Here is a 19363-nt window from a genome sequence, read left to right on the forward strand (position 1 = left end):
CCTGCTTGCATTTCAAATAGACTCTGCAAGATCAATTAAATAGCGGCCATAGCCGCTTTTCTCCAATGGCTTTGCCAGATTCATCAGCTGGTCGCGATCGATGAACCCTTGCCGGAATGCGATCTCCTCAAGGCACGCGACCTTCATGCCTTGTCTGGTTTCAAGCGTTTGCACGAAGCTCGCCGCATCAATGAGGGATTCGAAAGTTCCGGTGTCGAGCCATGCGAACCCGCGCCCCATGCGTTCGACCTGCAGCGTCCCCGCCGCCAGATAGCGTGATTGCACATCCGTGATCTCCAGTTCGCCCCGCCCTGACGGTTTGACCTCGGACGCATAGCGCACGACGTCGTTGTCGAAAAAATAAAGGCCGGTCACGGCCCAGTTCGAACGGGGATTCGCAGGCTTCTCTTCAATGTCGACCGGGTTGCCATTTTCATCAAAGTTCACGACACCATACCGCGCGGGGTCGCGGACGTGATAAGCGAAGACCGTAGCGCCCGATTGCCGCTTGGCGGCTGTGGTCAACATCCGGGCCAGCCCGCTGCCGAAGAAAATGTTGTCCCCAAGCACCATCGCGACGCGATCACGTCCAATGAAGTCAGCTCCTATAATGAATGCCTCCGCCAGTCCGGCCGGCTTTGATTGCTCGGCATAACAAAGGCGAAGACCCCACTGACTTCCGTCGCCGAGCAACCGTTCGAACTGGTGGCGATCCTCCGGCGTGGTGATGATGAGAATCTTGCGAATGCCGGCAAGCATGAGGGTCGACAGCGGGTAGTAAATCATCGGCTTGTCGTAGACCGGCAGCAACTGCTTACTTACGCTACGCGTGATCGGATAAAGCCTCGTTCCACTGCCACCCGCTAGAACAATTCCCTTCAGCATGCGGGCGATTCCATTTGCATTGCGAGGTGATCAAGGCATCTTTCGAGCGAGGCCTGCCAGGGCGCAAGGCGAACACCAAAGACGCGTCCTGCGTTGCCGGAATCGAGGCAGGAATTTTGCGGGCGCCTGGCTGGGGTCGGATATTCGTCGGTTGTGATGTCCTGAAGCCTGGGCACAGGCTGACCGCGACGGGCAAGATTCGCGAAGATTGCCTCCGCAAAGCCATACCATGTGGTCTCGCCCTGACCGGCCAGGTGATAGATGCCGGCTGTATCGCCGCCACGATCCACATCGAGCTGCTGGACAATATCCAGCAGACCGTTCGCCAGATCCGACGCTGACGTCGGCGTGCCCCGCTGATCATTGACGACCCGAACACTCGTCCGCGTGGTGGACAATCGAAGCATGGTCCGCACGAAATTGTGTCCGTACGGGCTGTAAAGCCATGAAGTCCGTATCACCACCGCGCGCGGATATGCATCAAGCACCGCGATTTCACCTTCGCGCTTTGATCGGCCATAGGCATTCAGCGGCGCTGGGATATCTGCTTCTTGATAGGGCGATAGCTTGTCGCCACTGAAAACGTAGTCGGTCGAGATGTGAACGAACGGGATTGCTCGCCTTTTCGCAGCAGAAGCAAGGCGAGCTGCGCCGTCGCGATTGATCATGGACGCGGATTCCGGCTCTGCCTCAGCTCGGTCGACTGCCGTGTAAGCAGCGGCATTGATAATTGCCGTTGGTGCAATTGCGGCAACCAGGTCATCGATGCCTGCGCTGCTTTCCAGATCAAGATCGGGGCGGCCAACGGTCGCCAGCCAAACATTGCGTTGTGTGGCCGCATCTCTCAGGCAGCGAGCCAGTTGCCCACTCTTCCCGGCGACGAGAATGGACCTGTCGGCAACTGCTGCAGTACTAGGCTTCCGCGAGGCCAAGGCGCTCTCCCTTGTATACCTTCGCGCGCGAAGGTTCCCACCACGCACGGTTTTCGAGATACCAATCGATGGTTCGTTTGATGCCATCTTCGAAGGTTTTCTGCGGCGCCCATCCCAGCTCACGGTGCGCTTTGGATGCATCGATCGCATAGCGCTGATCGTGTCCCGGTCGGTCCGTCACAAACCGGATCAGTGATCGTCTCAAGTCCGGCCGGGGGACGATGCGGTCCAAAATATCGCAGATCAGTTCTACGACAGAGAGATTGGTTCGCTCGCAATCGCCGCCAAAATTATACTTCTCTCCGGGTCGCCCTCGCCGCAAAAGCGCGATGAGCCCTTCGGCATGATCGTCGACGTAGAGCCAGTCGCGAACATTTGACCCCTGCCCATAAACCGGCAGCGGCTTGCCCTCGATCGCATTGAGGATAACCAGCGGGATCAGCTTTTCCGGGAATTGATAAGGCCCGTAATTATTGGAGCAGTTCGAAACCATCACCGGAAGACCGTAGGTCCTGAACCATGCATGCGCGAGGTGATCGGAGGCGGCCTTGCTGGCCGAATACGGCGAACTCGGCTGGTAGGGCGTGTCTTCGAAAAATCGGCCCTCCCCTCCTAGCGAGCCATAAACTTCATCCGTGGAAACGTGCACAAATCGAAACTGGGTGCGGCGATCCGGCGCTAGCCGACCGTAGTAGTGGCGCGCGGCCTCGAGCAGTTGATATGTTCCAACGACGTTCGTGTTAATGAAAGCCGCCGCACCGGTGATCGAGCGATCGACGTGGCTTTCGGCTGCAAGATGCACCACCGCCATAGGACTATACTTGGAAAATATCGCATCGAGGACGGCACGGTCGCAAACGTCCGCCCGTTCGAACGCATAGTTCGGATCGCTGGAGACGGCATCGAGCGAACGCGGATTAGCCGCATATGTCAGCTTGTCGACATTGACAACGGCCATGCCATGGACACGGAGCAAGCGACGGCACACCGCCGACCCTATGAACCCTGATCCGCCGGTCACCATAACGCGCATTCGAAATGCTCCGTCGGGTTAGTCGAACACAGGAGAGAGATCGCGAAGCATGGGCAGTTTCCGATCCTTGTCCGAAAGGATCGCATCCTCGGGCGCAACCGGCCATTTGATCGCCAGCCCAGGATCAGCCCAATTTATTCCGTGGTCGTGCGTCGGCGAATAGGCCGCATCGACCTTGTAGAGGACGGCCGTATTCGGCTCCAAGGTGCAGAAGCCATGCGCGAAGCCGCGCGGCACGAAAAGCTGCTCGCCACCGGTTGCGCTCAGTTCAACCGACAGATGCTTTCCAAAGCTTGGCGATGAAGGCCGAATGTCGACCACGACATCAATGATCTTGCCGCGAAGCACGCGAACGAGCTTGGCTTGGGCAAAGGGCGGCTTTTGATAATGAAGACCGCGCACGGTTCCGACCCGATCGGAACTCGATTCGTTGTCCTGCATGAAGTCGTGATCGAGACCGTGAGCGGCAAAGTCCGATCGCACATAAGCCTCGCAGAAGTAGCCACGGGCATCTGCCATTCGCGAAGTCATTATCAGCTTCACGTCGGCGATCGGCAGCGGGCGAACATTTAATTGCATGTCAGGCCTCGCGCACGCACTCGAAAACACAGCCGAATCTTGCGATGGTTAATTTAAACAATATTAATTCCACTATCGCTTATTTATATTATTGGATATAATTCGATTAAATGCAATGATCGCTCTCGTGATAGTATTAAAATCGCTCCGCCAGCCGGAAGCTCAGCGGTAATGGACCATCCTAGATGCTTCAAATGCTTCAAAGCGAAAGATCGCGCGTCGCACTAGAGAATGAGCTGGCGGGCGACCGCGAGGGGCAAGGCGGCCCGGGCGATCTCATAAATTTCGCACAGGGTTTTTTACGCAGACAATATGTACTCATCCTGTTTGTCACCGCACTCGCGGTCGTCATCAGTCTGATTTATCTGCGTGTAACGCCGCCAACCTACACAGCGCAGGTCAAGGTTCTCTTTGGAGGTGCGAAGGCTCAGTTCGTTCAGCAACAGTCCATGCTGGCGGAATCCCCGCTCGACGTTGCTCAACTGGAAAGCCAGATCGAAATCATTAAGTCGAAGGCCATTGCGACCTCCGTGATCAATCAAATCAATCTTGCGGATGATCCCGACTTCAATGCATCGGTTCGACCACTGCAGAAGCTGCTCAGCATCTTCAGGGGCTCGTCCGGTGCTGAACCGGCTAAGCGCCACGACAAAACAAGCGCCGAAGCAAAGGACGGCCTCGTCGCTGCATTTCAGGGCAACCTGAAGGTCTTCCGGGTCGGCGTGAGCAATGTAATCGAGATCAGTTATAGTTCCAGAAATCCTCAGCACGCGGCCCAGGTCGCCAACGCAATCGCAAATACCTACATTGCCGATCAACTTAACGCCAAATTCGAGGCCAATCGCACCGCCACGTCCTGGCTCCAGGATAGACTACGCGAATTGGGACAACAGGCGCTGACGGCTGAACGCGCCGTCAATGCCTTCAAGGTCCAGAACAACATCGTAGCTGCTGGCGGACGGCTGATGGACGAACAGCAGGTGACTGATCTGAATGGCCGCTTGGTCGCCGCACGCGCACAGACATCTGACGCACTGGCACGTCTGGACAGATTTCAGATTATTCTTCGCCAGAACGAAGCAAATAACGCAAATGCCAGCCTTGATGCCTCAGTTTCGGATGCATTGAGCAGCCCCATCATCAACAATCTGCGACAACAATATCTGGAACTTTCAAGACGCGAGACAGACTGGTCTGCCCGCTTCGGCCACAATCACCTGGCGGTCGTGAACCTGCGTACCAGAATGCGGGATCTGCGTACGTCCATTCTGGATGAGGTGCGCCGGCTCTCCGAAACCGCCAGGAGCGACTACGAGGTGGCAAAGCAACGGCAGGAGGAAATTGAAAAGCAGCTTACGCAGGCAGTAACGCAATCCCGGACGACAAATTCAGCTGAAGCGACCATGCGAGAGCTCGAGACGAGCGCCAAAGGCTATCGTAGCCTCTATGAGAGCTTTCTGCAGCGTTACATGGGGGCGGTTCAGCAAGAGTCCTTCCCCATTACCGAAGCGCGAGTAATTTCACCCGCATCGCCACCAGAAATTAAAAGCAAACCCAAGACGACCCTCATTCTCGCATTTGGTTTCCTCGGCGGCCTGGCTCTGGGAACAGGGCTGGCGCTCCTTCGCGACATGCTGGATCGGGTTTTCCGCACCAGTGCACAAGTCGAGGCAACGTTGCATATGCCTTGCATTTCCCTGGTGCCGCTCTTGAAGGATGTCGAACCCAAGCAATTGCAGAGTCGACGTGAACCCGCTGACAGGGCATCTGACCAGGGAATGATCGTGCGCCATTCCGGGGTGTATTGGGCCGCGTCCGAAATGCCGTTATCCCGCTTTGCCGAGTCAATTCGCTCGATCAAGCTGGCAATCGATCTGAATGTGACAAATTCATCCAACAAGGTCGTTGGCATCACTTCCTCACTCCCGAATGAGGGCAAATCGACGATCGCTGCCGCTTTGGCCCAACTCATGGCCCATGCGGGCGCGCGCGTTATCGTCGTCGACTGCGATCTCAGAAACCCGTCGCTGTCCCGCAGCCTAGCCCCTCACGCAAGCGTCGGGCTCATTGAGGTGATTTCCGGCAAATGCCCGCTGGATCAAGCAATCTGCAAGGATCCCAAGACGAACCTCGCCTTCCTGCCGACGGTTAAAAAGCAGCCGCTATTCCACACCAGCGAGATGCTCTCGGCCGCAACCACCAAACAGTTGTTCGATCACCTGCGGGCGACCTACGATTATGTCGTGGTCGATCTTCCACCACTGGCTCCGATTATTGACGTGCGAGCGACAGCGCCGCTGATCGATTCCCTCGTTTTGGTAATTGAATGGGGACGCACGAAGACAGATGTCGTGCAGCACGCTCTCCATACCGCCCCAAGTCTGCATACCGCCCTCATCGGCGCCGTGCTCAACAAGACGGACATGCAGGCCATGAGGCGTTACGACAATTATCACAACGATTATTACAGCAATAAGCACTTTGCCCGGTACGGCTACACAGCGTAACCGGCGTTATTGTCCTCATTAAATCAGAGGCCGGCGCACCAATCTCCCGAATTAATTAGTAAATTCGGTCCAAGCTGGGTGTGGCAGACAGGCAACAAGGTTTGGTTTCTCGCTCCGCGATGGCCATGAAGCACTGGCCTGAATCGGTCTGGAATGCCAAGCTGTTGCTGGGTACCGCTAACGCAGGGGATTTGACTCTGTCCGGCACGAAGCCTCGGTGGGCTAGAATCAGAAAGATCAGCATGGTTGTCGCCGCGCTTTCTTGCGGCGGTTGCACAATTATGCCCACCAGCGGCCCGCAGAGCATGGACATCCGCATGTCCCAGGCGGGCGAGCCTGAAAGCCTTCCCTATGCGCTTGTGAAGCTGTCGCCGGAGGTTGTTCGGGTTCTGGGTCAATTTACGCCAAGGCTGTCCAGCGCATTCGCAAACCGAACTCCTCCCAAGGCATTTCGCTTCGGGATCGGCGATACGGTCAGCGTGACGATTTTTGAGGCTGCCGCGGGCGGCCTGTTCATTCCCGTCGAAGCCGGCGTTCGTCCGGGTAATTTTGTTACGATTCCTAACCAGGCGGTCGATAACAACGGCAATATCTCAGTGCCCTACGCGGGGGCCATTCGCGCAAAGGACAAGACACCCGTCGAGGTTCAGCAGGCGATCGTCGCAGCCCTTAGCAACCGCGCCATCGAGCCTCAGGCGGTGGTGTCGCTTGTCGATCAGCGGACGTCGCTGATCAGCGTGCTGGGCGATGTTCGTTCCGCCGGGCGTTTCCCTGCAAGCGCCTCAGGCGAACGCGTTCTGGATGTAATCACGCGAGCGGGCGGCCCCAGCACGCAAGGTTATGACACATGGGTAACACTTGAACGCGCGGGACACCGCGCAAGCGTCCCATTCGGCGCGCTGGTCTATGAGCCGTCGAACAATATCTTCGTTCTTCCCAACGATACGATCTATCTTTACAGTCAGCCGCAGACCTTCGTCGCGTTCGGCGCCGCCGGGACGCAGGGACAATACAAGTTCGATGCGTGGCGGATTTCATTCGCAGAAGCCGTCGGAAAACATGGCGGCCTCAGCGATTCGCTTGCCGATCCGGCCTCAGTATTTCTCTATCGCGGTGAAACGCGGGAGGTCGCCGAGCGACTTGGGGTTGATTGCTCGAAATTTCAGGGCCCGATTATTCCGATCATTTACAACGTGAACTTCCGGGATCCTTCTGGATACTTCCTGGCTCAGACATTCGACATTCGGAACAAGGACGTGATCTACACGTCGAATTCCGCTTCGGTGGAAACGACGAAGTTCCTGAATTTCCTGAGAACGATTATGGCCACCGCCAACGACCCGATCATCTACGCAACGAATGCCTATGCGTTGAAGGCGGCGATCAGGGGGGTTGCTCCAACAACGATCATCAATCCGCCGACACCCGTCAATCCTTGAGGGCTTCGGATGCGCCACCCCGCTGGGTGGCCATGAATCTCACGTCTGGCGACTTGATTTCCCAACAAGCTGACGACTTGCCCATTTCAAACGTCAAAAGTCGCCGCCGACTGTGACTTGTGGGAGTTCGATTTTTTCGGCATGCTGCTATTCCGCCAATGATAGCGGTGATGCCAGTGATAGCTGTCTTCACAATTCTGATCTCGCTGATCGTGATCACCCCAGTGCTCGCGATCGTTGGCAGCCTCTTCCTGGAGGGTTTTGTTCTGGCGATCGCCGCCACGGCAATCGCACTGGTCGCCCTTGCCTTACACAAGGGTGATGCCCACAGGCTCACGACGCTCTTGAAGCCGATAACCCCCTTCTTGTTGCTTCCCTGCGTTTGGATGTTGTTTCAAGTCGTTCCGGTTGCAAGCCAATGGCTAGCCCACCCTGCCTGGATGAGTGCATCGGCAGCTTTGGGAAAGCCGTTTCTCGGCACCGTCAGTCTGGACATCGGTGCCACCCTGCTTTGCATCGCACGGTACTCTCTGATGCTGGCCATTGCAGTCGTGACCACGGCAACGGCGCTCGATCGGCAACGCGCAGAAGTCATTCTTTTTTTGCTGACAACGGCCGCGGTCTTGATAGCCGCAGGTTTGATTGGCTTGAGCTACTTCCCCGCCAGCGGTTTCGACCTCATTGCCGAACGCGCGCAAATGGCGACCATCGCCGTAATCGGCGCAATCCTGTCGTGCGCGACGGCAATCCGGGCCTACGAGAGCAACGAAATGCAGCGTGTAAGGAGCCGGAAATCCAGCGGCCAACCGGCCTACGCAATTGCATTTTCGATAGCAAGCTTCGCGATCTGTCTGCTAGCGATCATGACCGCCCCGGACTCCGCGTTGCTTCTCGCCGCCGCTTGCGGCGGCGGCGTCTTGATAAGCGTGACTGCGATCCGCCGATTGCGGCTTGGACCGTGGGGACGATCGGGGATCGTCGCGGCCGCCATCGTTGGCCTGATCGGATTTTTTGCTGCTAACCCGATAGCCAGGGATGCCGATCTAACACTTGCGCTCGCAGGCCCATCCCAGACCCCGACCGCCGAACGGATTCTGGCTGATGCAAGATGGGCCGGAACCGGCGCTGGCACCTTTAGAGTCCTTTCCCCGATATATCGCGATGCCAAGGACGCAGATTCATATGCGGCGCCCACTGCCGCTGCTGCAATCGCGGTAGAGATGGGTCGACCATTTCTTTGGGCTCTCGTTATTCTGGCATTGATCAGCGCATGGATGCTCTTCAAACGCGCGCTGACGCGCGGGCGCGACTACTTCTATGCCGGCGCTGGCGCCGGCTGCATCGTTGCCATTCTTATCTCCTCGTTCGCAAGCGCAGGCGCGTTCGGCCTGGTCACACCTCTTTTCATCAGTGTAGTTTGCGGATTGGCCCTTGCGCAAAGCAAGAGCTGGAGCAACTCGGATCAAGCAACCTCGGGCGTGAAAATCCCTTCGGAGATGCGGGGAAGCCAAGCGGATAGAGGACTCCGCATTGGACTACTTGCGTTCGCCTCCATCTTGGCCGTGCAAGCAACCTGGATCATTCTGGCTGAATATTATCACCAGCACCGCATCCATCTCCCGGTCGATCCGCAGGCAAGCCGCATCGCCAATCACGAGCATGAAGGTGCACGACGAGCAGCAGCACTCGCAATGTTCCGGGGAGATTTGTGGGCTGAAACCGCATTTACCCATTCGGATCTGCTTTGGAAAGAGCCGACGACTGCATCAGAGGTCAACGAGAACGCCCGCAAAGAGTGCAAGATGGATATTGAGCGTGCGCTGAGGTATTCGCCGCATCGCGGAGACGTCTGGCTGATGCTCGCTGCGATGGCCGATCGGTACAACTGGCAGGAGTACCAACCGAACGCCTTGCTCAAAATGTCATACTTTACAGCGCCAAGTGAACTCTCGCTGTTTCCGCTCCGCATCAAGGCGTCGCTTCGCCCCCGTGCTATACAAGACCCCGAGATTCAAGACATGATCAGACGCGACATCCGCGTGATTGTCACCAAATCGCCTGCGCTCAAGCCAGCTCTTGCGACCGCCTATAGAGCGAGCTCCGTCGAAGGCAAGGCGTTCCTCGACCACACGATTTCGGAGATCGACCCAGTCTATCTCGCGGTCATACGCGCCGGCTTGCGATGACTCCCCTCAACGGGCGCTTGATGTTCCTTTAGCTGCCGGTATCAATCAGCAAGCGGCCGTCGTTGTGGCTACCGGGTGCGCCTGACCTGGGTCTCCGGTTCGCTGAGAAGGCCGACCTTCTCAAGAACGCTGCGAGCGTAGACCCCGCCAAGATATCCCATCTGGATAGCCACCAAACTCGTCAACGACCACAACCCGGCCTGAACGCCGGATATGGCCGCGGCGGCAACGCACTCGATCAGAACGATGATTACCAGGCCCAACAAGGCTCTGACGCGGAAGATGGACCCCGTCAAAAACCCGGCCAGAAGATGTATGGCGACAAGAAATGGCAAAGCGCCCAGCCAAAAATGGAACTGCGACAGGCGCAGCTTAGGCGGCCAAAGGTTAACGGGAATTTAATCCAGCGACATACCTCAAAATCATTAAATATTATTCTCTTGCTAAATTAAATGCCGCTGGCATATTTAATTTTATTAAATAAATCGGAGCCGGTCCCCTTCCCGAGGACCCACCAAATGAATTTTGTAAAGCGTGACATAAACGTAGTTGATAGTGCTGTTGTTAGCGAACTGACGGAGCAGTCGGTTTCGGCGCAAAAATGGCCCATCCGTTACGATTCTATCGAGTTCATTTCCATTGCGGCTGATGTTGCTGTCATTTTTTCGGCGAGCACGCTCGCTGGAGTGATCTATCATATTCAGGCTTACGGCACGCCGGGTGATATCGTCCAGTATTTCGGTTCGGCCGCGCTTGTCTCCGCCCTCTTCGTTTCGCTGATGATCAGCCGCGGAATGTACAAGCCAGCAGCCTTGCTGGCCCTCCGCAACCAGCTCCGCACCATTTTCCTGCTTTGGATAGCCGTGTTCTTTCTGCTCGCCGGAACGGTCTTTGCGCTGAAGGTTGGCACCGAGGTTTCGCGAGGCGCCAGCCTGCTCTTTGCGGCGTTCGGCCTGACCACGCTGACCGTCCTTCGCATTTTTTGGCGGAGCATCCTGACCAAAGGTATGACGAACAGGCGGCTTTCCGGCCGCAGGATCGTATTGATCACCGATTGCGGTCATCGCGCGGAAACGGACCTTGCGCAGACCCTGACGAGTCTCGGTTTCAGGTTGGAGCGGCATTTTACCCTGCCGCCTCCGGAACGAGGCGGTCGTCGTCGCGCGGACGTCATTTCAACTGCGATCGAGTGTGTCCGCGGGTCCGAAGTGGAAGAAATCATTGTGGGTGCCGACCTGAAGCACTGGACCGAATTGCGCCGCCTGATCGCGAAGCTTCGGATACTGCCGTTCCCGGTCAACGTGATCCCTGTCGGCACCGCCTCGGAGATATTCAACCACCCCTCTCACGGGCTTGGAAACTCCGTCTGTGTGGAGGTCCAGCGCGGGCCGCTGACGCCCATGGAGTATGCGGCGAAGCGATGCATTGACGTTGTAGCCGCCGGAGCAGGCCTGCTGGTACTGTTCCCCCTGCTTGCGGTCGTCGCGATCACAATCAAACTGGACTCACCAGGGCCCGTTCTTTTCCGGCAAAGACGGTGCGGGTTTAACGGGAGGTGCTTCCAGATCTACAAATTCCGGACAATGTCTGTGCTTGAAGACGGCCCGACGATCGCGCAGGCGCAATGCTCGGACAGCAGAGTTACACCCTTGGGAAAATGGCTGCGCCGCACCAGCATTGATGAACTACCACAACTGCTCAACGTGCTGGAGGGCAGCATGTCGCTTGTCGGCCCCCGTCCCCACGCATTGGCGCACGACACCCATTTTGACAAGGTTGTTCGAAATTATGCGTTTCGACATCGCGTCAAGCCGGGACTGACGGGCTGGGCTCAGGTGAACGGCTGTCGGGGGCCGACTCCGACGCCGGAAGATATCGAGCGGCGCGTCGAGCATGATCTCTGGTACATCGACAACTGGAGCTTCGGACTCGATCTCGCCATCCTGCTTCAAACTATCGTCGAAGTCATGCGCAGCCGCAACGCATACTAAGATAGCTGAGCGTACAGTCGCTTCGTCGTCGCAGCCTGCCCGCCGCGCTGGCGTTGCCCGAAGAGACTATCCCCGCCGGGTGCCGGCTTGATCGGGGGGCATTGCATCCATCCGCAGCGCATCTTCGATGTGCTTCAGCAAATCGATTTCGGACGGCTCGGACGCCTCGCGATCCTTCCTGGGCTTCGGAGCAGACGTGGCGTTCAACTCCGCCCCGACAAGATTCCAGTCAACTTTACTCATCACACTCTCCGCGCTGCGTCGCGACCTCCGATTAAATACAGCGACTTTCCCGCAGGCGATTGAAACGACGGCTTATGGTTAAAAACCTCCTGCCCAGTGATGACTCGGGTTAACCGGCGAGTGTCGAACGATCGACAAAACGGGCGCTCCGTTTGCCCACACGATCTTGGCTAACCTGGCTGAAGTTCGATGCGAGCGCAGCAGCCTCAGGTCGCCGGGGACCGGAGCAAGGGAACATCGCAAGAGATGAGCATTATCGCGCGCCCGTCAGCTTGAATCCTGTGATCAGACAAACACTCACTGGATTGGAAAATCCGCCCCATCCGGAACACCCCGGAAGCTTTCGGGCGCACTATCGATACAATTTATTGAAATGACCGCGCATTTGCGGGGCGGGTTCACGCCCTCTGGCGCGCCTTGGAGCTTCCGGTCGCCCCAATCTTGAAATCGTCAATCTTGCGACCGGACTTGATGGCCGCAACCAGCCATCGCGGCTGCTTTCCTCGTCCGGACCAGGTCTCCGACGGGCTCGACGGGTTGCGATACTTCGGCAGAACCCGTGGATATTTACGACGGGGTTTGCCCTCGACGACGCCGCGAGTTGTTAACTCAGCCTCGCGTGCAATCGCGGCCGAGCCGCTATTGAGGTAAGCCAGACGCCTTTCAAGCTCGCGCTTTTCCGACGCTATTCGTATCGACAGAACCTTGCTGACTCTTTCATGAAGCGTCCAGAGGTCGTCAATCGACATCGTTTCCAGATCGGTTTTCTTCATCACCGTGCGGCCCCGTATTACTGATTCCGCAATAAGATGTAGGCGACAAATAGGTTCCTTTCAATGCGCTGGTGGGTCGCATCAAAATCTGGATGCCCATGGTCTTCTATACCGGAGACGCGCCGAGAATTTCTATCAAGGCAGCTCGGTCGGATTAACTGACTGGAATCGCTGTGCGATTTTCACCTTTCGATCAGGGGACCTGGCCGAGGTCAATCTTGTTCTATGCAAAATCGAATGGCGCAAGCGGCGGCGATCTGAACACCGATCCGCGTGATACCCGCGTCCGCCGCCCCTGAAATCCTTAAGCCGCGAGCGGACGAGTTCAATGTCCTCCAATAATCGAGCACGCAACTCTATCTGAAATTCGAGCGCGCAACGTGAGAGGTCCACAGATGGAGCGACAAGCTGCTTACCACTCGCTCCTATGCGGGCGAGCGAAGGGGCGACAAAATTAAGCGCGCTATCGAAGGTTTTCATTTTAATCTCCGAACAATTAATCTCGAATGAATTAATCAGCGCCCCCGGTATGCTGGCTCAACAATCTCCATGACTAGCGACAGATATTACAGCCGGAATTTTTGTTTAATACTTCACGATCCAATTTAATATCTCATAAGAATCGCCACAACTACGTCGCCCCCCGGTCGATTTAGACATAATCATCATCATTATTATGGATGTTTTCGGTTTTGGCTTTTAAACTTGCCTTACTGCGTCATATCGTCCCTATTCTGGCACATTATCGACCAATTTCCAGCCACTATTTTGAGCAAATTAATTGAAAGACTGGTCACTTTCTGTGGACGGCCTCCTTTTGTCATAAATTAAATTCGTCACTTTAAATTGAATCGACGTATTATGTCGCTCGTTAAAGGCATCTCCGATGCCGATGACGAACTGGAAATGTATTTTGAAAACTGCATGTTGGAGAAATGACAAAGAGACAGCAACGAACGAGATAACCCTATGCGAAGAACAGATCTGGTTTCGATGCAGTTTAACGAGCTCTGGCGTCTCCACGAGGAAATCACGAAGGAATTGGCGGAAAGGATTGTCGCCGAAAAGCGTGAGCTTGAAAAACGTTTGGCTCAGCTCAATCGCAGCGATTTGGCGGGCAAAGTCGATGCTTCCGAGCTGTCGCCGGCCCTTGCAGGCAGCACTTCACGTCGGAAGTATCCGAGAGTACTGCCCAAGTACCGCAATCCTCTATCGCCTTCGGAGACGTGGTCAGGTCGTGGAAAAACGCCTCATTGGCTCGCTAACGCATTAAAAAAGGGCCGCAAGATAGACGATTTCAGAATCGTCCACGCCGACAAGAGCAGCGAGTAGCCGCTCGGCTATTGGCTATCTTGTTGAATAACTCGCGCTTCAAACGACGCTCCAGCCGTGCCCATTCCGTTTCGTTCCGGAACAGCGATGCTCAGTCGCATCCTCCGGAAACGATGTGTCGTGCCAAGGGATGCTGAAAGCCTGAACCGCGGCGGGACAAGTCTCTACTCCAATCGGCCGAGTGATTGGGCAAGTCCAAGATCGCCCGCCGGGGAAGTCACCAGTCGTTAGCGGCGTCATTTGTGTGGAGTACCGCCGATGGGCGAAGACAAACAACAACCGCGCGACATCTCCGGAAAGCTGAGCGAGTATCGGGAGCGGCACAACTTCGCTGGTCCTGGCCGGCTGAAACCGCGTGAACTATCCGCGCCGCCGCCTCCCCCTTCGGACGAACTGGCAACCTCAATCCAGGCCAGTGTCACTGAAGTCGCGGTCATGTGGATCCTGCACAACTGGTCACGCGCCAGAGAACATCGACTTGAACCTCTCGATCAGGAGATCAGACACTTCAGCACCACGGCTCTTGAGGCAATCGCCGCCCACGGCCCAATGCTCCGCAATGCAAAGCAGGAGCATCTATGGTTGATCTATCTTAAAGGCCTCCTGGCCGCAGACACTCATCCTCGCGAGCAGATGATAAAAGCCATCAAAGTCGTTGGTAAGCGAAGCTGGATTCATGCAGCGGAACAAGTGCCAGCTGACACGGCTGCGAAGCCGATGGATCACAATGTGAAGCCGGCGCGTGGCAATCTTTCAGATCTGGATGCTCTGGAGCACATCAGAGAAGCCTTGGCGGCAGATTAACCGCTGCGATGTCCAGACAAGGCGATCTTCAGCTTACTTCAAAAATTCGCCTATCCATTTTCAGTCGGGATCCATCGCCTTTTCCAAGGCGATGCACTCCGATGCGCGGGTGACACGCTTTGATCGATTTGGCGACTGGAGAGTCAACGACATCCCGCTGTTCCAGAATTTGAAATCCGTATGAGCACTGGCGACACGCAAAGCCTCATTCGCCGCCAGCCAGCGGTAGCTGGTTCCAGAATTAACTCGGTCCGGACACATTAAGCTTGATCCTTCAGCATAACAGCCGAGTTTCGTTGCGATGTGAAGGCAAGACAATAGCATTCCCTTACAGGAGCACCGTCTGCCGGACGGATCACATCGGCGTCGTCGGCATCAATGACCTGAAAACAGGGGTTCACGTCGAAATGACACAGAGCCGGGGAAATAAAAATAAGCGCAATGGCGGCAGCACGAGTGAGCCAGCCAGCGATCTCAATGCTAACATGGCAAAAATCAGAGCACGCCTGAAGCTGCTAGATTTTCGCCTTGAATCGCTCCAGAGGGACTTTGTCAGTCTGACTGTAAGCCGCCGGCACGTGGCGCTCGCTCGATCACAATATCGAACCCGATTGGACCTCAAGTCCGTGGATCGGAGATCCGGCAAAAAACGAGAGGCGGATTAATTCAAGATGGGATCACGGATGAAGGCGTAAACCCAAGCCAGCCGAAAACTCAGGCTCACCGTCAACGACCTCACCCGGGAATACCAGGCAATCACAGCAGCCCATCGCATGAATCAGACCGCGCCGGACATCGACCGATCAAACGTCTCCGCTTCCATTCAAACCGTTCAGGCAGCTGTCGCCATTGCACGCGCCGCGATCCGGTCATACGCAATTTGGATTGGATCCCGCACGTCGACGAAGCGAGAGGCTGCCAGCCGGAGCAAGCCACGCACCTCTGCGCGGCCCCCGGTGTAGCGGCAAACCGGCGCAAACGCCGGCATCACCCCAGGCTCGGTGCCGTAAAGGTCTTGGTAGTCGCCGAGATTATCCCAGGCGATCTGGCCACCCCAGCGTCGAAATGTTTCGACGGCCAGGCCTTCTGCGAAAATCACTTCATGCGTATCGAGCTCGACGCCAAAATACTCAATGGTTTCGGACATCTCTGCATCGTCGTCGAAGGCGATCGAGTGTCCATTAACAAGGTATTTGACCGGGATAAGAACCCCGTCGACAAAGAGACAGTGTTCCTGCGACAGATACAAATCCCGGTGCGGTGTTTGATCGTCAATCGCGAAGCGCGAAACGCGAACCGGCACAACGCTCGGATGCCAGGAAGCCGACGCATTTTTTCTCATGGCTTGTCGGCCTACCCATTTGACCGGCAATGCACCGTTGGTCGTCATGACCAAAGCACCAATCGCCAGGTTTTCTACAGGCACTTCGCCGTCCGCCGTCAGGATAAGCGTTCCGCGCGCAAAGCATTGGGGATTGGGACCATTGTGATCGTCGTGGGGAAATAAGCCCATTGCGTTGGCATCTTTGGTTTTGGTGATTGAAACCAAAGACGATGCAATTGCGATCGTCGACAGTCGACCCGCGCCGGCGGCAACGATACTCATAAAATGACGACGCGCAGGACTTGTGGGAGGAAGGCGATTCATGAGTATCACTCCGCAATATCTGACCTGAAAGGGCGCTCAACGAACCAGCTTTATTAAATGAAATTAAATACCTCATTTAATCGATATTCAACCGAAATTATATGGGCCTGTCGCAACGGTTGCGGCTCGCCACTCGTCCGGGATCGGATCGCCAGGCCGCGCGGGTTTCGCCCATCGCCATTCCACCCGTGAATACCGTCGTGATCACGCTCATGATGATGGACCGTTCGCCGCGCCCTGCATCTGTCGCGCGTCCCGTCCTACATCTTTCAGCACAGCGACTTGGCAACGACTGGCGCGGTAACAAACACCCCGACCGGCACCCGGCTGCGGATATATCGGGGCAAATGGTCGCGCGAACCTTGCGGAAGATACAACCCGTAATTTAGAATGGCTAAAAATTGGGCAGGCCATGACGCGCATAGCAAAAATATTGATCTCGCTTGTTCTCTTGGGTTCCGCAGCATGGTTTAGCCTCCGCGAGATCGACTATGCGTCGCTCGGCACGTCTGTTGCCAGCTTCAGCATCGAAACGCTGGCCTGGATTTGTGTAGCAATCGTCCTCAGTTCGCTGATCGCGGCCCAGCGGCTGCGCACCATCGCAGCCGACTACGGCTATCCGTTGGGGATGCGAGATGCGGTCGCAGCGCTGTCCCTCGGGCAGGTCGGTGGCGCGCTGTTGTTTCAACTCGTCGGTCAATTGATGGCGCGAGGGTCGTACCTCAAGCAGCACAATATTCCCGTCGCCGGCACAGTGCTGATTACCGTGCAGGAGCGCGCCGCAGCCGCAATCGTTTCGCTCGCGCTGGCCGCGGCCGGCGCGCTGTATCTGTTCAATCGCATCACGTTCGATGTTGTCGGCGGCGGGCGCGACCTGATGGTCCTGCTGCTGGGAATTAGCGTTGCCACGGGCGCGGGTGCGGTCGTGTGGCGAGACAAGCTGCAGGCCGTCATGGCTCATGTCACGCCCAGCGCTGTTCTAAGATTTCTGCGCGCCGTTTTTTTTTCGCTCGGCGTGCAGCTGGCGATGATGGCTGCTTACGTCTACGCCGGCTCGATCATCGAGCCCGGCATCAGACTGCCGCAACTGGCCGGTGCCGCCGCGCTGGTGATGTTCGCGGCCAGCATACCGATCAGCTTCGCAGGCTGGGGCATGCGCGAAATGAGCGCCGTTGCGGCCATGAGCACGATAGGCATGCCGGCGGATCGTGCGTTGACGATTGCCTTATTGATCGGCCTGCTGTCGCTTGCCATAGCCGCCGTGCTCGCGCTCCTGTCTGCAAGGCGAACGGTAACAGCGCCGAAGGAAGAACCCGCTGCGCAGCTTTCGCGGCGCGATCTCGACAGCAGTTTGATGGCAGTGCTGCCCGTGCTTGTTGCGATGCTGGTTTTCTTTCAGGTGCATCTGCCGACAAAGGCGGGCGGGCTGAGCGTCAATCTTGCGGATCCGCTGGCGCTGCTCGCCGGCGCTATGTTTGTCCTGCACTTGCTTCGTCGGGGCCGGCCCGTGTGGAGAGTGCACAATCTCGGCTGGATGATCGCGGGCTGCACTGGAGCAATGACTATCGCTCTCCTGATCGGCGCGACGTCGTTTGGCTGGACCCAATGGGCCCTTACAAACAAATATCTCGGCTGGTTTGTACTGCTGGCATACGGCGCGACCGGCGCGCTCGCAACGCGCGCCGGGATCGAGCGGGTGCTGCAGACATTCGTTGCCGCAGGCTGCGCCATCATTGTGCTATGCGCCGTTCTCAATCTTGTCGGCTACGTCTGGCCCCTGGAGGACGGCAAATATCCGGGCTTTGCTCAAAACTCGAATGCGTTCGCTTTTCAGTGCCTGATGGTGCTGGCGGCCGCGCTCGCCCTGCCCTCACGGCAGGTGATCTCCATTCTGATCGCGCTGATTGGTGTATGGCTGACTGGATCCCGCGCGGGCCTGGGGGCCGCGCTGGTTGTACTCGTGGTCGCCGTCATTTTTGCAGGCCGCGGAACCGCGATCTATCGTTCCGCAACTCGTCTTGTCGTCGCGGCTCAACTGATCGTCGCCGCGGCGTTGACCATCTTCGCGGCATGCAGACTTGGAGACGCAACGACAAGTCCGTGGTGCGGCTATCTCGGCTACGCAAAATTAGCGATGTTGTCCTCCAATTCCGAGCATCTGCTGTCGTCGATCGCCGGCCTGCGGATGTTTTGGCAAGACCCGCTCTTTGGCGCAGGCCTCGGCGCGTTCATTCACGACAGCGCCGCAACCGGGCCGCGGCCGTTGGCGCTTCATTCAACCCTGATCTGGCTATTCGCCGAGTTCGGCGCGATCGGCGCAGCCTTCTTTGTGTGGCCCATTGCCGCTATCGGTATCAGTGAAATCCGCCGGTTTCGGGATAACGACACCGCCGGCCGCCTGCTGCTATTGGCGATCGCCGCGTTCGCGACAATGTCGCTGGTGCATGAACTGATGTATCAGCGCACGTTCTGGATTTTGCTCGGCGCGGGTGTGGCGACGGTCGCCACAGTGGAGAGATCAAATTCGCAACAGGCGCGCGGCCACATCACCGCGTGATCGTTGCCCGCTCGAGGCGGCCCTCAATCCGCTGTACGCTTTCCTTGACTGCGGCCCCCTCCCGCGCCGCGATCGAACGAATTGTCCTGCCGCGCCGGGTAGTTGCGATAAACGTGGCTCATGTGGCGCATCACCACGCGCATCAGCGGGCGATCCGCGACAAGGTCATCATACATCTGCGCTGCATGTCGCCAGCGATCGAACCGGCCGACAATAATGCCGTGATTCCGATCATCACTCAGGATCTCGACGAAGTAGTTTTTCGGACCCGGAATGTGCAGTTCATCGCTCATTCCTCCATGAGAACAGACGTGGAACAAACGTCAAGCCGTCGCACGCATGCGACGGTTCAGGGCCGCCAAACCGTCGCACGGAGCCCAATAAAAAACGCCCGCAGAAGATCATTTCTGCGAGCGTTTTCAATATGGTGGGGGAAGAAGGACTCGAACCTTCG

Annotated in this window: 16 protein-coding genes; 7 read left to right on the forward strand and 9 right to left on the reverse strand. The window is 56.9% G+C overall.

What is annotated here, in order from left to right:
- Nucleotides 1-12: 12 nt before the first annotated feature.
- The 4 genes from rfbA to rfbC are packed head-to-tail and all read right to left on the reverse strand — an operon-like array spanning nt 13 to nt 3429.
- Nucleotides 13-885: a glucose-1-phosphate thymidylyltransferase RfbA gene (gene rfbA, locus BN32_RS18620; protein WP_019196507.1), complete on the reverse strand. Its 873-nt coding sequence runs from the start codon at nt 883-885 to the stop codon at nt 13-15.
- Nucleotides 879-1904 carry a dTDP-4-dehydrorhamnose reductase gene (gene rfbD / locus BN32_RS18625; protein WP_244438210.1) on the reverse strand — a complete coding sequence of 342 codons (1026 nt, stop codon included), beginning with the start codon at nt 1902-1904 and terminating at the stop codon, nt 879-881. The genes rfbA and rfbD overlap by 7 nt, the downstream gene beginning before the upstream one ends.
- Complete coding sequence (gene rfbB / locus BN32_RS18630) at nt 1798-2850, reverse strand: dTDP-glucose 4,6-dehydratase (RefSeq protein WP_040427013.1); 1053 nt, start codon at nt 2848-2850, stop codon at nt 1798-1800. The genes rfbD and rfbB overlap by 107 nt, the downstream gene beginning before the upstream one ends.
- 18 nt (nt 2851-2868) lie before the next feature.
- Complete coding sequence (gene rfbC, locus BN32_RS18635) at nt 2869-3429, reverse strand: dTDP-4-dehydrorhamnose 3,5-epimerase (protein WP_019196504.1); 561 nt, start codon at nt 3427-3429, stop codon at nt 2869-2871.
- Nucleotides 3430-3614: 185 nt separating this feature from the next.
- On the opposite strand from rfbC, the gene BN32_RS18640 reads away from it, so the two are divergent.
- From BN32_RS18640 to BN32_RS18650, 3 genes are all read left to right on the forward strand, one after another.
- Nucleotides 3615-5936, forward strand: coding sequence for a polysaccharide biosynthesis tyrosine autokinase (locus BN32_RS18640; RefSeq protein ID WP_019196503.1), 2322 nt, complete (start codon nt 3615-3617; stop codon nt 5934-5936).
- A 242-nt stretch (nt 5937-6178) separates the two neighbouring features.
- Nucleotides 6179-7375, forward strand: a complete 1197-nt coding sequence (locus tag BN32_RS18645; protein ID WP_040427015.1) for a polysaccharide biosynthesis/export family protein — start codon at nt 6179-6181, stop codon at nt 7373-7375.
- 170 nt (nt 7376-7545) lie between these two features.
- A complete protein-coding gene (locus tag BN32_RS18650; protein ID WP_152343683.1) occupies nt 7546-9561 on the forward strand; it encodes a hypothetical protein in 2016 nt (671 codons plus the stop codon).
- 68 nt (nt 9562-9629) lie between these two features.
- Here the strand turns inward: BN32_RS18650 and BN32_RS18655 are convergent, their stop codons facing one another.
- Nucleotides 9630-9824, reverse strand: coding sequence for a hypothetical protein (locus tag BN32_RS18655; RefSeq protein WP_244438211.1), 195 nt, complete (start codon nt 9822-9824; stop codon nt 9630-9632).
- Nucleotides 9825-10079: 255 nt separating this feature from the next.
- On the opposite strand from BN32_RS18655, the gene BN32_RS18660 reads away from it, so the two are divergent.
- The gene (locus BN32_RS18660; RefSeq protein WP_019196498.1) at nt 10080-11552 is read left to right on the forward strand and encodes an undecaprenyl-phosphate glucose phosphotransferase; all 1473 of its coding nucleotides are present in this window, start codon (nt 10080-10082) and stop codon (nt 11550-11552) included.
- A gap of 66 nt (nt 11553-11618) precedes the next feature.
- Here the strand turns inward: BN32_RS18660 and BN32_RS26925 are convergent, their stop codons facing one another.
- Together BN32_RS26925 and BN32_RS18665 are read right to left on the reverse strand one after the other, a co-directional pair.
- Nucleotides 11619-11795: a hypothetical protein gene (locus BN32_RS26925; RefSeq protein ID WP_156449286.1), complete on the reverse strand. Its 177-nt coding sequence runs from the start codon at nt 11793-11795 to the stop codon at nt 11619-11621.
- A 398-nt stretch (nt 11796-12193) separates the two neighbouring features.
- Nucleotides 12194-12568 carry an H-NS histone family protein gene (locus BN32_RS18665; protein WP_019196496.1) on the reverse strand — a complete coding sequence of 125 codons (375 nt, stop codon included), beginning with the start codon at nt 12566-12568 and terminating at the stop codon, nt 12194-12196.
- A 969-nt stretch (nt 12569-13537) separates the two neighbouring features.
- Here BN32_RS18665 and BN32_RS18670 point away from each other — a divergent pair.
- Together BN32_RS18670 and BN32_RS25655 are read left to right on the forward strand one after the other, a co-directional pair.
- Complete coding sequence (locus BN32_RS18670; protein WP_040427017.1) at nt 13538-13900, forward strand: H-NS histone family protein; 363 nt, start codon at nt 13538-13540, stop codon at nt 13898-13900.
- Nucleotides 13901-14158: 258 nt separating this feature from the next.
- On the forward strand, nt 14159-14704 hold the full coding sequence (locus tag BN32_RS25655) for a hypothetical protein (protein ID WP_019196494.1): 546 nt from the start codon (nt 14159-14161) through the stop codon (nt 14702-14704).
- An 832-nt stretch (nt 14705-15536) separates the two neighbouring features.
- Here the strand turns inward: BN32_RS25655 and BN32_RS18680 are convergent.
- Entirely contained in the window at nt 15537-16352 is an 816-nt protein-coding gene (locus BN32_RS18680; RefSeq protein ID WP_040427019.1) for a Hint domain-containing protein, read from the reverse strand.
- A 412-nt stretch (nt 16353-16764) separates the two neighbouring features.
- On the opposite strand from BN32_RS18680, the gene BN32_RS18685 reads away from it, so the two are divergent.
- Nucleotides 16765-18909 (forward strand): lysylphosphatidylglycerol synthase domain-containing protein, encoded by a 2145-nt coding sequence (locus BN32_RS18685; protein WP_040427021.1) that lies wholly within the window; start codon nt 16765-16767, stop codon nt 18907-18909.
- A gap of 23 nt (nt 18910-18932) precedes the next feature.
- Here BN32_RS18685 and BN32_RS18690 read toward each other — a convergent pair whose 3' ends face one another.
- Complete coding sequence (locus tag BN32_RS18690) at nt 18933-19202, reverse strand: hypothetical protein (protein ID WP_019196491.1); 270 nt, start codon at nt 19200-19202, stop codon at nt 18933-18935.
- Nucleotides 19203-19363 lie beyond the last annotated feature (161 nt).

It is taken from the genome of Afipia birgiae 34632, from assembly GCF_000308295.2.
Taxonomy (GTDB): domain Bacteria; phylum Pseudomonadota; class Alphaproteobacteria; order Rhizobiales; family Xanthobacteraceae; genus Afipia; species Afipia birgiae.

Bases quoted from the DNA above. Each gene is read 5' to 3' on its own strand.
- rfbA (WP_019196507.1), bottom strand. From the start codon at position 885: ATGCTGAAGGGAATTGTTCTAGCGGGTGGCAGTGGAACGAGGCTTTAT.
- rfbD (WP_244438210.1), bottom strand. From the start codon at position 1,904: ATGGCATCAAACGAACCATCGATTGGTATCTCGAAAACCGTGCGTGGT.
- rfbB (WP_040427013.1), bottom strand. From the start codon at position 2,850: ATGCGCGTTATGGTGACCGGCGGATCAGGGTTCATAGGGTCGGCGGTG.
- rfbC (WP_019196504.1), bottom strand. From the start codon at position 3,429: ATGCAATTAAATGTTCGCCCGCTGCCGATCGCCGACGTGAAGCTGATA.
- BN32_RS18640 (WP_019196503.1), top strand. From the start codon at position 3,615: ATGCTTCAAATGCTTCAAAGCGAAAGATCGCGCGTCGCACTAGAGAAT.
- BN32_RS18645 (WP_040427015.1), top strand. From the start codon at position 6,179: ATGGTTGTCGCCGCGCTTTCTTGCGGCGGTTGCACAATTATGCCCACC.
- BN32_RS18650 (WP_152343683.1), top strand. From the start codon at position 7,546: ATGCCAGTGATAGCTGTCTTCACAATTCTGATCTCGCTGATCGTGATC.
- BN32_RS18660 (WP_019196498.1), top strand. From the start codon at position 10,080: ATGAATTTTGTAAAGCGTGACATAAACGTAGTTGATAGTGCTGTTGTT.
- BN32_RS26925 (WP_156449286.1), bottom strand. From the start codon at position 11,795: ATGAGTAAAGTTGACTGGAATCTTGTCGGGGCGGAGTTGAACGCCACG.
- BN32_RS18665 (WP_019196496.1), bottom strand. From the start codon at position 12,568: ATGAAGAAAACCGATCTGGAAACGATGTCGATTGACGACCTCTGGACG.
- BN32_RS18670 (WP_040427017.1), top strand. From the start codon at position 13,538: ATGCGAAGAACAGATCTGGTTTCGATGCAGTTTAACGAGCTCTGGCGT.
- BN32_RS25655 (WP_019196494.1), top strand. From the start codon at position 14,159: ATGGGCGAAGACAAACAACAACCGCGCGACATCTCCGGAAAGCTGAGC.
- BN32_RS18680 (WP_040427019.1), bottom strand. From the start codon at position 16,352: ATGAATCGCCTTCCTCCCACAAGTCCTGCGCGTCGTCATTTTATGAGT.
- BN32_RS18685 (WP_040427021.1), top strand. From the start codon at position 16,765: ATGACGCGCATAGCAAAAATATTGATCTCGCTTGTTCTCTTGGGTTCC.
- BN32_RS18690 (WP_019196491.1), bottom strand. From the start codon at position 19,202: ATGAGCGATGAACTGCACATTCCGGGTCCGAAAAACTACTTCGTCGAG.